Source organism: Algoriphagus pacificus, from assembly GCF_017254845.1.
Taxonomy (GTDB): domain Bacteria; phylum Bacteroidota; class Bacteroidia; order Cytophagales; family Cyclobacteriaceae; genus Algoriphagus; species Algoriphagus pacificus.
On sequence record NZ_JAFKCU010000001.1, the window covers coordinates 45,183 to 56,977 of the forward strand.

General features: G+C 38.7%; 10 protein-coding genes. 4 read left to right on the forward strand and 6 right to left on the reverse strand.

What is annotated here, in order from left to right:
• Positions 1-4 precede the first annotated feature (4 nt).
• The 6 genes from porD to J0A69_RS00200 all read right to left on the reverse strand — a co-directional run bounded on the left by porD (position 5) and on the right by J0A69_RS00200 (position 5,984).
• Complete coding sequence (gene porD / locus J0A69_RS00175; protein WP_206584506.1) at positions 5-907, reverse strand: type IX secretion system protein PorD; 903 nt, start codon at positions 905-907, stop codon at positions 5-7.
• A gap of 28 nt (positions 908-935) precedes the next feature.
• Complete coding sequence (gene coaBC / locus J0A69_RS00180) at positions 936-2,144, reverse strand: bifunctional phosphopantothenoylcysteine decarboxylase/phosphopantothenate--cysteine ligase CoaBC (RefSeq protein ID WP_206584507.1); 1,209 nt, start codon at positions 2,142-2,144, stop codon at positions 936-938.
• 5 nt (positions 2,145-2,149) lie between these two features.
• A complete protein-coding gene (locus J0A69_RS00185) occupies positions 2,150-2,464 on the reverse strand; it encodes a DNA-directed RNA polymerase subunit omega (RefSeq protein WP_206584508.1) in 315 nt (104 codons plus the stop codon).
• A gap of 25 nt (positions 2,465-2,489) precedes the next feature.
• Positions 2,490-3,392, reverse strand: a complete 903-nt coding sequence (locus J0A69_RS00190) for an outer membrane protein assembly factor BamD (RefSeq protein WP_206584509.1) — start codon at positions 3,390-3,392, stop codon at positions 2,490-2,492.
• A 67-nt stretch (positions 3,393-3,459) separates the two neighbouring features.
• Positions 3,460-4,176 carry a T9SS type A sorting domain-containing protein gene (locus J0A69_RS00195; RefSeq protein ID WP_206584510.1) on the reverse strand — a complete coding sequence of 239 codons (717 nt, stop codon included), beginning with the start codon at positions 4,174-4,176 and terminating at the stop codon, positions 3,460-3,462.
• Between the two features lie 128 nt (positions 4,177-4,304).
• Entirely contained in the window at positions 4,305-5,984 is a 1,680-nt protein-coding gene (locus tag J0A69_RS00200) for an OstA-like protein (protein WP_206584511.1), read from the reverse strand.
• A gap of 48 nt (positions 5,985-6,032) precedes the next feature.
• On the opposite strand from J0A69_RS00200, the gene tilS reads away from it, so the two are divergent.
• The 4 genes from tilS (at position 6,033) to J0A69_RS00220 (ending at position 11,761) form a co-directional block, all read left to right on the forward strand.
• Complete coding sequence (gene tilS, locus J0A69_RS00205) at positions 6,033-7,352, forward strand: tRNA lysidine(34) synthetase TilS (RefSeq protein WP_206584512.1); 1,320 nt, start codon at positions 6,033-6,035, stop codon at positions 7,350-7,352.
• A gap of 2 nt (positions 7,353-7,354) precedes the next feature.
• Positions 7,355-7,870: a Crp/Fnr family transcriptional regulator gene (locus J0A69_RS00210; RefSeq protein ID WP_206584513.1), complete on the forward strand. Its 516-nt coding sequence runs from the start codon at positions 7,355-7,357 to the stop codon at positions 7,868-7,870.
• 149 nt (positions 7,871-8,019) lie between these two features.
• Positions 8,020-8,955, forward strand: a complete 936-nt coding sequence (mdh, locus tag J0A69_RS00215) for a malate dehydrogenase (protein WP_206584514.1) — start codon at positions 8,020-8,022, stop codon at positions 8,953-8,955.
• A gap of 100 nt (positions 8,956-9,055) precedes the next feature.
• Entirely contained in the window at positions 9,056-11,761 is a 2,706-nt protein-coding gene (locus tag J0A69_RS00220; RefSeq protein ID WP_206584515.1) for a hypothetical protein, read from the forward strand.
• The last annotated feature ends 34 nt before the right edge of the window (positions 11,762-11,795 follow it).

Below are 11,795 nucleotides of genomic sequence, written 5' to 3' on the forward strand. Positions count from 1 at the left end.
AAGACTAGCTTTTCAGCAACTCATTGTATTTTCTGGCATTGTTTGGATCTACCTCCAATAAAAGTTTGACTAATTCTGTCCTGATTTCAAGAGGAGCATTCTTAAACACCTTTGAAATCTCATCACCTTTGGCATCCATAAAGGAAATTGTCAATATCCCGTTAGGCTGCGCTTTATTCGCTTCCGCAACCAATCTGACTGCCTCAAGCATATTTTCGTAGGCCTTCTCCTGCTCGATTTGGAGAATATCCAAGCCCTGCCGGTGATATAAATAGTATGCTTCGCGAATTGGGCCATAAACAGAAGAAGTGTAGAGATCATTGATTAACCAATAGCGGTTTCTTCTGTCGGTAGGACTTTGCACCCAGCCCGGCCTGCCAGATTGCTGCGCATTATTTACAATGTCGTTCGCTATTTCAAAAAAGTCATCCCCTCCTTTGCTTTCGAAAGTATCATAATCCATCCCCAAAGCGATATGGGCATAGTATCCAAGGAGCGAACTGATATTATTTAAAAAGCTAAAACGGTTAAATTCTAAAGGTTGGGATTCGATGTATTCGAAATTCCAGTTTCTGTCTGCAAAATTAAAAATCAGCGATTCGTAATTCGTCCCATAAACCGGCCTCACAATTTGCACCTGTACGGTGGCATTGTATGATCCAACTTGAGGGACATCATTGATCGTAATCAATAAATTTCCTTTGATTCTTTCTTCTGGACGAAATTCGTCAGTGGTCCATGACCGGCCATTCAAGAACTGCTCAAAGCTGGTTTTCATGGTTGCAAACACCGTGGTGTTCTGGATTCTCGCTCGGTCACTGTTGATAATAACTGTGAAATTCAATTCTTGAGCAACCGCCCAATGGCCAAGGCATATTAAAAACAAGCTTAAAATCGCTTTTCTCATAAAGCTAAAAATAGTGAATTAATCAAGTTTAGACCCAAACCGGAGCCAATTTGATTTGGTCTAAAATCAATGCTGCGATTTTGGATTTATTAGCAACTTCTGAACTGATAGATTTTCCATCTTTCTGAAATATATGAACTCGGTTGGTATCGAGTTGGAAGCCTGCTCCTTTTTCTTTCATTGAATTAAGAACGATCAGATCAAAGTTTTTCTTATCCAACTTTGCATTTGCATTTTCTTTTTCATTCTCAGTTTCCAAAGCAAATCCAATATGGAGTTGCCCAGGTCTTTTTTGCTTACCCAACTCCAATGCTATATCTACATTTTTTACCAGTTCGATAGTAAGCTCAGCATCGCTTTTCTTGATTTTTTCTGAAGCAATTTGTGCTGGAGCATAATCAGCCACTGCAGCTGCAAAAACACAAATATCCATCAAGCCATGAAGCTTATTGGATGCCGAATACATTTCTTTTGCGGATTGTACATCAGTCCAATTGAATTTTGACTTATCTACATCCAAGGTAATCGGGCCAGAAACTACATATACTTCAGCACCTCTGGAATGGAATGCATTTGCCAAAGCCAAACCCATTTTACCGCTAGAATGGTTGCTTATAAATCTAACAGGATCCAAAGCTTCCTGGGTTGGTCCCATAGTGATCAAAACTTTCTTTCCTTTGAAGTCTTGCTCTTTAGAAAAGTGACTTTCTACTGCCTCTAATATATGTTCCGGCTCCATCATTCTTCCTTGCCCATGGAGTCCGCTAGCAAGTTCCCCAGATTCAGCATCCAGAATTATGTTTCCGTAAGAACCAATTTTTGAAAGATTTGCTAAAACAGATGGATGCTGGTACATATCCAAGTCCATGGCAGGGGCTACCATCACAGGACATCTCGCAGAAAGGTAAGTGGCAGTTAGCAAGTTGTCACAAATCCCGTTGGCAAACTTGGCAAGCGTATTGGCACTAATCGGAGCGACTAAAAATAAATCCGCCCACAAACCTAACTCCACATGATTATTCCAGACACCAGTTTCATCCTTTTGAAATTCGGTAAGAACAGGGTTTTTAGATAGTGTAGCTAAAGTCAAAGGGGTAATAAAATCAAGAGCAGAGGCACTCATAATGATTTGCACCTCTGCTCCAGATTTGATAAGTAAACGAGTCAGGTGAGCTGATTTGTAGGCAGCAATACTGCCTGTCACACCTAGAAGTATCCGTTTACCTTTTAAGCTCATAAGAATTACTCAGCTCCCTCTTCAGAAGGAAATCTATGATAGACTTTTCCTTCCAAGAACTCTTCCATTGCCATAGTAGAAGGCTTTGGCATTCTTTCGTAGAATTTAGAAATCTCGATTTGCTCTTTGTTTTCGAAAACTTCTTCCAAGTTGTCAACTGTAGAAGCAAACTCAGATAGTTTATTGTTCAATTCTTCTTTCAATGTAGAAGAAATCTGCTTTGCTCTCTGACCAACCACGTGAAGTGATTCGTAAAGATTTCCTGTCTTTTCAGCGATTTTATCTAAATCACGAGTAATGATCGACGGATTAATTGCCATGTTTTGATCTATTTAAGTTCGTTTATTAATTCTTTTCCGGAGTTTCTAAAGTAGCTTTTTTCTCTGCTTCGATATTTGCATTTCTTTCAGCTACTTTCTTTTTCAACTCTAAATGCTCTTGCATTTCTAGTCTTGCCTCTTCTTCGTATGATTTCACCTCTGCAGTGTAACCACTCTCAGGATACTTTCTATAGAAATTACCAGCAAACCTTAATGCATCTGTCAATCTTTCTTCCTTTTTAAGATACGCAGAGTTTTCAGCATATTTTGTACTTACTTCTACAAGCTTGTAGGCCAACTCTTCATTGTATTTGCTTTCAGGAAAATCCTTCGCAAAATTCTGAAAATTGATAATGCATGCTCTCAAGAAATCACCTGGATACAGACCATCTTTCAATCTGTAATACATGGAGGATTCCTGATACGCTTTTTCTTCAAATCTTCTCTGAAGATCGTCCAACATTTCCATCGCACGCTCATAGCTTGCAGAACCAGGGAATCTGGTTACAAACTGTTGAATCGCAGCTACTGCTTCTTGGCTACTTTGCTGGTCCAAATTATAATCCGGAGCATCTAAGTACAATGAATAAGCATGCATAAACAAAGCTTCTTCTGCTAATGGACTCCTATTATAGGTACGGAAGAAATTATTAAAATATCCTGCTGCTTCGATATATCGCTTAGTCTTGAAATGACAATTGGCATAATTGTAATCTGCCAATTCAGCCTTTTCACTTCCTCTTATGACTGGCAAAACCTTGTCATAGAGAATGATTGCTTTATTGTATTCGCCTTCTTGGTAATATTTATTCGCTCCCGCGTAGAGTTCCTCCCAATTGGTACTTTTCTCCAATTTATTGAAAGGACCACAGGCACTTACTGCCAAGATTACAAATAGGACGATAATGTGTTGTACGCGCATTTTCATTTTCAAGACCGCAAATATACGGGATAATTATTCGGATTCAAATGGTAGTAAGGAGAGTGATTAATGCTTACTTCTTGACAACGAGCTTCTTGGTCACAATATTTTTATTGTCAACAAAGAGTGTGTAGAAGTAAACTCCCGGATTGAAATCAGAAACATTGATTACTAACGAATTTCGATCCGGATCAAGCTGGTACTCCGCTACCGGATTACCAATAAAGCTATTAATTGCGATTTTAGCTTGTGCGTTAGTATTTTTTAACCGATAATCCAGCTGAGCAATTCTATTGCTTGGATTCGGATAGATATCACTTAGTGTAATTTCTTTGTAGTCAAACTCGTCAATCTTTTCATTTGGGTTGGAAACCTCATATTTGGCTCCAATCACAAAGGATTCTCTGATATTTTCAACATTGACAAAGTTCAACTCAAAATTACCTCGAGTAGAAACGATACCCATATCAAAATCCAGATACATATCTGTCATCAATTGACCTGGCTCGAGCGTAACTTTTATTTTGGCTAGTTCTTTCCTTGGATCAAAGCATTGCTCCCCAATGCAGATTTTGACTTGCTGAGAAGAACCAATATTTCCAATGATATTTTTAAGAAAATAAGTTTTGGATTGATTGGATTCGTTCTGAAGAATTACTGTTTTTCGCTGAGTCGAACTCAAATCTCCAGAGAACTCTAATTCTTCACTCAACACGCGAACTTGCTGCGCTTCCGCAAATAGCGGTAGCGTCAGGCAGAGCCACATAAAAAGTTTGAGGAAGTTATTCATGTAAAGTTCTATTCAATAAGCCGCTGTTATGTTCTCAACAGTAATCAATATACGCACAAATTTAGATGCTTGTTAATCAGAAGACAGAAAAATCGGGTTAAATGTTGTTAACCTTGATAAAATTTTTTCTAAAGTTGGACGTTAACAGGTTTTTTTGGATTAATTTCATTTCGAATCAAGGGTTTTAGAAGAATCACTCCCCTCTTTTTTAATTCTTGTTCGATCTCCAAATCTGTCGGCATTCTGATTTCTACCTCAGGAATATCAAATAAATTTTCTGCATCAAGATCTATTTCGACTACAGATCTCCAGCGATTGATCAAGTCCATATCTGGTTTTTCCTCCACCCGCCAAGTAAATCCCTCAAGTCTTGAATTTTCATCATCAACTTTTTGAAAAGGAATAAATCTTCCATCGGGTTTGATTCCATAATTGACCCGCTGGATAGCTCCTTCCTTGAATCGCAATTTGATTGTGGCACTCAAGGTCCTGTTTACTCCTTGGGTGACTGTATCTGATTCCAAAGCAAAATACAGCGACTCTCCATTTCCCTCAATATTCATGACATCAATCTGCCCATCATTAAAATACCCTGTCATTTTCAATCCTTTCATCTGATTGAAATTCATAATGGTATCCTGCGTAATAACGAATGCATTATCCTTCAAAAAAACTCTATCCAGATTTTCATTGGCGATATAAAAAGTCATACTATCTGCCGTAATCTGGCTTTTCTGATTCCACATAACCGGATCTTCATAGAGTAAAATGGTGGAGTCATTGTAATTGTAAACCAATGAATCAGCTCTTCCAGATAGATCAGTTTTTACCAGATTGACAGAATGAAATGCCAAAAGATATTTAGCCGTATCAACCTCGTTGTCCTGAGAAATCAAGGTATCAGCTGTCATGTAAAGCGTATCCGCTTCAAAATATTTCCTCACTAAGGCATTCCCATAAACGAGGCTATATTTTCTTTCTTCCCAGTATTTACCTACATCACCAAAGATTTCCACTTCCCTCTCCTTATTTAAAACACGGACATCTCTAGTGCCTTCATAATAGGCTAAATTTTCATCGTAAAAGAGTTCAATAGCCTTTACACGACTTGTTTCTGTCTCAACTATTCCTTCGTAAAATCTGAATTGCTTTTGTTGAGTGTCGTAAAAACTTCCTTTTTGAGCGTCCAAAGTATTTCCTTCTTTAGAAATCAAATTGGTCAATCCTTTTGTTTCGGCAGTTTTTGGAATCGTCATGTAAACCAAATCATTGGTTTTCATGGTATAATCCGGATTTACTAGCACCACATCATTCTGGAAAGTTATTCTCTCCAAATTGACTTCATACCTTCCTCTTTCACTAGTCAGGACATTGGCTGAGTCGACTACTTTGCCATCATTGTAATAATACGCCACGTTTAACCCGCGATCGTAGTCTAGGTATTCGGTATAAAGGGTTGTTTCCTGATTGGTGAAAACCACATTATTTCTCAGCTTGGCAAGCTTCGTATTTCCATCATACTCAGCATATGAACTCGTAGTAGTCACGGGATCCTCCTGATCTATAATCCGGACGTTCCCAAATAGCTTTGCCTGGTTCAGATTTCTATAGAAATAAGCTGAATCACAGTAAATCAATGAATTTTGATGCCTCATTTTCACATCTCCAATCAACCTTTCAAAACCGTTTGCTCCAAGCAGTTCATCCGCTTGATTGATTTCCAGAGTCGATGATTCCTGAGCACTCGCATAAAACGAGGCTAAAAGTGCAAAGGCAATCAGAACTACTTTTGGGAATTGAACGGTCATAAAATTTTGAATGTGGGCAAAATTAGCAGAAAATGATATTTTTGATCAATGATCGAAGCATTTATCCAGCATTACCAAGATAAGTCTTTATTAGACCCCACAAAGAACTACCTTCTTGCTTGTAGTGGTGGATTGGATAGTGTCTGCTTGGGGAAACTTTTGATTCTTGCTGGGATTCCTTTTGAACTAGCTCATGTAAATTTTCATTTGCGTGGGGAGGAAAGTGATGGTGATGAGGCTTTTGTCAAGAACCTTGCCGACGAATGGGGAAAAACAATTCATATTCATCATGCCGAAACATCCCAACTAGCTGATGAAAAGAAAATTTCTACCCAAATGGCAGCCAGAGAACTACGATATGATTGGTTTGAAGAAGTCCGTGCAAGTAGGGGGTTAGACGGGATTCTTCTGGCACACCATGAAGATGACCAATTGGAAACTATCTTTTTGAATCTATTGCGGGGAACCGGCATAGAGGGAGTATACGGCATGGCAGAGAGAAGAGGTTGGCTGATTCGTCCATTATTACCCTTTTCACGAGTTAAAATTTCTGAATTTGCTCAAGAATATTCTATCGAATGGAGGGAAGACAGTTCTAATAAAAAAACGGATTACAAAAGAAATAAACTTAGAATAGAAGCACTCCCAGCACTTTTAGAAGTTTCAGAAGATGCTCGAAACAATCTTTTCACAAGCTTCAACAGGTTAAAAGACACGGGCAAAGCATTTTCAGGCTTATTTGACAATTGGAAGAAAACCTCCATCATAGAAGAAGACGGGATTCAAACATTGGATTTTAAAGATTTCCTACAAGTTGAGGGAGCGACTTCGCTTCTCTACTTTTGGTTAAGATCTTATGGATTCAATAGTGATCAGTCCCAAGAAATTTACCAAGCCTGCCTTACAGGGGATTCGGGCAAATTATTCGAAACTCCTTCATTTATATTGAACATCGATAGAAGAAAACTGATTTTGGCTCCTCGTGTCATTGACTTCTCACAAATTGAAGTTTCAAAAGATGATTTGGGCTTTGCATTGCCAGAAGGGAATTACGAATTACTGAAAATAAATGCCCCTTGCGAATTAGACACCAGTCGAATCAATGCCATGTTGGACCTAGATCAATTATCCTTTCCTTTGAAGATAAGGTCTTGGGAAGAAGGAGATAGATTTATTCCTTTAGGAATGAAAAACAGCAAGAAAATCTCTGACTTTTTGATAGATTTGAAAATACCGCTGATTAAAAAGCAAGAAGTCAAGGTTTTGGAATCGGGAGGTGAAATAGCCTGGATCATCGGACACAGAATAGCTGACTGGGCCAAACAAACTGCAGCCACGCGAAAAATTTTATACCTGAAAAGAAGGTAACTATGAGGAATCCATTTTCTAAAACCTACACTCCCGAAGAGCATGAAATGTTTGACTTCCTCACTCAAATCAAATTTTTTGAGCGGATGAAAAACAAAGAAATGGCACGTTTTATTCCTGCCATGCACCACCGGAAATACAAACGCGATGAGGTGGTTTTTTTCAGCAAAGATCCTAGTCAGGCCCTTTATTTGGTCAAAAGAGGACAAATCTCCTTGACCATTGACATTCAGGATAATTTTGAGACGATTTTAGAAATCAACAAAGGTGAGGCTTTTGGAGAGAACTCTCTACTAGAACATACCAAAAGAACCTATACAGCAATTATCATGTCTGATGAAGCGGATCTCATTGTGATTCCGCATTTCGCTATTCAGGAAATCTTTGACAGTAATCCTAAAATCAAGGCGAAAATGATGACTTCTTTGGCTGAATATTACAACCAAAACAACCAGAGATTATTCAAATCCTACCGTGAGTCTTTTGGATTTTTCAGTCTCCGACAGATGTTTGAATAAAACTGCTTAACCCTTTTAGCATTCATTCATCAAAAATACCGACCAAGAGATAAAGTATTCATCGCCTGACTTCTATTACTAGGCATAGTTTAATAACTTAGCGTCGCTTTTTTAGAGGCAGTAATTCAAATAAAAATTAATAATATCTCATGAGCAAAGTAACCGTAGTAGGGGCAGGTAACGTGGGTGCTACCTGTGCCGATGTATTGGCTTATCGCGAAATCGCAGAAGAAATCGTTTTAGTAGACATCAAAGAAGGTGTTGCTGAAGGTAAAGCCCTTGATATTTGGCAGAAAGCTCCAATCAATCAGTACGACAGCCGCACTGTAGGTAGTACAAATGATTACAGCAAGACAGCAAACTCTGACGTTGTCGTAATTACTTCAGGTCTTCCTCGTAAACCAGGGATGACACGTGACGACTTAATCGAGACCAATGCTGGAATCGTAAAGTCAGTGACTGAAAACGTGGTTAAACATTCTCCAAATGCAATCATCATCGTGGTTTCAAATCCACTTGATGTAATGACCTATCAGGCGCATTTGACTTCAAAACTTCCTAGAACAAAAGTGATGGGAATGGCGGGTATTTTGGATACAGCTCGTTACAGAGCATTTATCGCTTCTGAATTGAATGTTTCTCCAAAAGAAATCCAAGCGATATTGATGGGTGGACATGGTGACACCATGGTACCACTTCCTCGTTATACAACTGTAGCTGGTATTCCAGTGACAGAATTAATCGATGCCGAGAAGCTTGATGCGATCATCGAAAGAACAAAATTCGGTGGTGGTGAGCTAGTGAAATTAATGGGAACATCAGCTTGGTATGCTCCAGGATCAGCAGCTGCACAAATGGTAGAAGCTATCTTGAAAAATCAAAGAAGAGTATTCCCAGTTTGTATCAAATTGGACGGAGAATATGGAATCGATGATTGTTACCTAGGTGTACCAGTTATTTTGGGCAAAAACGGAATCGAAAAAGTAATCGAGCTTGATCTTAACGAAGAAGAGAAAGCGCTTCTTGAGACTTCTAGAGGTCACGTGAAAGAAGTAATGGCCGTATTGGATAAATTGGGTAAATAAGCTCAGTAGTTTCCAACAGCTAGACCTAAGTCTTCAGAGCGTTTTATCTGGATTCTTAGGTCTAATTTTTGTACCACACCCTTGAAATAATAAAAGACTTGTGAAAATCTGGAAAAGCCTTCTTATTCTTTTATTCATACTCCTGCTGGCAGGTGGGGGATTCTGGGTCTACAAAAATTATTTTTCAATAAGAAAAGTCAACGGGTTAGAGCTTATCAGCCAAGATGCCGTATTTGTTTTTGAAACTTACACAGGGGCAGAAACATGGAATACTCTGGTAAACGATCCGGTTTGGGGGATCTTCCAAACTTTTCCAGCATTCGAAAGAATTTCAACTCAATTAGTCACAATTGACAGCCTATCTGGTGAGAAAGGACAGATAGCCAAACTGATTCAAGATGAGCAGCTGACAATCAGCCTCCACTCCACTGGCATCGAAAATTTCGACCTACTTTTTACCCTGAATTTAAATCCGAATAAAACTTCTGGAATAATTGAGGAAATCAAAACCAAAATACCAGCCGGTTCAAGATTCCAAAACAGGATGTATTCCGATCAGGAAGTCATTGAGTTTTACGATAGTGCCAATGAAAGACTCTGGTCAATTGCAATTCTTGGAGATTTAGTGACTTTTTCTTCGTCCTCTTTTTTGGTCGAACAATCGATTCGTTTTTATATGAATGAAACCCAAGAAGATTTTTTTGATTTGGTTTCAAGTACCTCGATTGATAAAAATGGACCTGGAAGGCTTCTTTTATCAGGAAAAGGAATAGCTGCTCTTCTTAAAGGAGTAGCTGGTAATCGTGAGAATCAAGCAATTTCCGGCTTGGAAGTCATCAATTCGGGGGTAGCCTTGAACTTGGCTTTTCAAGATGGAAGTTTAGAGTTTACTGGACCGATTGTCTACCCTGATCCGATAAACTTCACTCCTTCAATTCGAGCTAATATTACAGCCATTGAATCACTGATTTCAAATAGAACTCTTTCCATTACACAGTTTAATCTGGAAAGCATCTATGAAACCCAAAAACTTGAAAACAGAGCATTCCCTTTCCGATCAACTTTGGCTGGAGAAATACAGCGAAAACTTACAGACAAAGGCTTTTTTGACAACCTAACTGGAGAATTATACCTTCTGGATCTTGAAAATTACGGGGGTTCGGATCATAATCTCGTCTTATTGGCAAATACAGAAAATGCCGCTCCTGCTATTTCCCTTTTAAAAGAATTCCAGATTTCCGAAAACGAAGAAAACTCAGACTTTTATCTGGATTATGAGATTCTCTTTCTTTCAGAAGAAGAATTTCCTGCCCATTTATTTGGTGGTAAATTCCCTGGCTTCGGACAGACTTTTGTCACTAGCGTCAACGATATTTTGATTTTCAGTAATTCGCAGCAGGCCATGAAACTGATTTTGGATGATTTTTCATCCAATAACACTTGGAGAAATTCACCGAATGCTCCGGAAGCAAAATCAGCTTTAAGTGCCGCTTCAGGTTTTTCTCGGATCTATCTCATTGACAAGATTTGGAACAACTGGACCAATTTAACCAATCCGTCTTGGAGTGCTTTCCTTCAAAAATACAGCAACAGCTTCCGCTCATTTCAATGGCTTGCTTTTCGGATCAATGATTATCCAGACAGAACTGAAGCAACCCTGTCTTTACCTTATAAAAGTGACCTGAAGCCTCAAAAAGTAGAAACAGAAGCAATCAGCTTACAGCCGAATAATGCTGTAACATTAAGTGCTCCTTTGATTTACGGACCAGTTTCAGTGACAAACTACCAAGACAATACAGAAGATATTCTGGTTCAGGATGAAAATAACGTCATGCATTTATTCAATGGAGTAGGTCAAGAGGTTTATTCTTATCCATTAGATGGACCTATCGTTTCAAATGTATTTCAAGTTGATTATTATAAAAATGGAAAACTTCAGATCCTTTTAACGACAAAGGATAAAATCTATGGAATAGACCGGCTAGGCAATCTACTTCCTGGGTATCCATTTGATCTAGGAAATGAATATATCTCGGAGTTGAATTTGGTAGACTATTCAAATACCAAAGAGTATCGATACTTTATTAGCACTGAAGAGGGCAATCTGTATTTACTGGATAAAACAGGTGATCAGTTAGATGGCTGGAATCCATTATCCATTGGAGAAAAGACAACCGGAGCTCCGGCCCATTATAGAATTCCTGGCAAAGGGGATTTCATGGCTGCCCTAGGAGAAAAAGGCAACTTATACCTTTTCAATAGAAGAGGTGAAAAGGAAAGAGGCTCGCCTGTAAATATTGGAGAATCTATCCTTTCCCAAGGTATCGTCTGGAGAGATCCTAGATCCAGAAGCTTCCAGTTTGTGACCATCACTACTAATGGAGAAATCATCAAAACAAATTTCGATGGAGAAATCAGCTATAGAAATCAGTTGATTAAGAATGATCGTGATAGCGAATTCATGTTGATTCCAGACCAAAAGGCAAATGATTTTGTTTTTGTATCCCGTCAGTTTAATGAAGTATCTGTACTTGATAAAGACGAAAAAACCTTGATGAATCTCCCTGCTGCAAGCGATGAATTGCTTTACCAGTATTTTGATTTTGGTGGTGAAAGACAGATTTTCGCTCTGACAGATTTGACTCAGGAGTTTAGTTATCTCTATGACATGAAAGGAAATCTTTTGACAACCATGCCTCTGGAAAGCAGCAACGCAATTCAAATCACCTATCAAGCATCCCAAGGTCAATATCTGATCAGAACAATCAATGGTTCTAGATTGACAGAATTCCTGTTGGCGGATTAAGGATTGAGCTATTCTTGGGCTTCCTTCCTTGAAT

What these genes read in the sequence shown, in the direction of transcription:
- J0A69_RS00200 (WP_206584511.1), bottom strand. Translation starts at nt 5,984, where the DNA reads ATGACCGTTCAATTCCCAAAAGTAGTTCTGATTGCCTTTGCACTTTTA.
- tilS (WP_206584512.1), top strand. Translation starts at nt 6,033, where the DNA reads ATGATCGAAGCATTTATCCAGCATTACCAAGATAAGTCTTTATTAGAC.
- mdh (WP_206584514.1), top strand. Translation starts at nt 8,020, where the DNA reads ATGAGCAAAGTAACCGTAGTAGGGGCAGGTAACGTGGGTGCTACCTGT.
- J0A69_RS00195 (WP_206584510.1), bottom strand. Translation starts at nt 4,176, where the DNA reads ATGAATAACTTCCTCAAACTTTTTATGTGGCTCTGCCTGACGCTACCG.
- J0A69_RS00190 (WP_206584509.1), bottom strand. Translation starts at nt 3,392, where the DNA reads ATGAAAATGCGCGTACAACACATTATCGTCCTATTTGTAATCTTGGCA.
- porD (WP_206584506.1), bottom strand. Translation starts at nt 907, where the DNA reads ATGAGAAAAGCGATTTTAAGCTTGTTTTTAATATGCCTTGGCCATTGG.
- J0A69_RS00210 (WP_206584513.1), top strand. Translation starts at nt 7,355, where the DNA reads ATGAGGAATCCATTTTCTAAAACCTACACTCCCGAAGAGCATGAAATG.
- coaBC (WP_206584507.1), bottom strand. Translation starts at nt 2,144, where the DNA reads ATGAGCTTAAAAGGTAAACGGATACTTCTAGGTGTGACAGGCAGTATT.
- J0A69_RS00185 (WP_206584508.1), bottom strand. Translation starts at nt 2,464, where the DNA reads ATGGCAATTAATCCGTCGATCATTACTCGTGATTTAGATAAAATCGCT.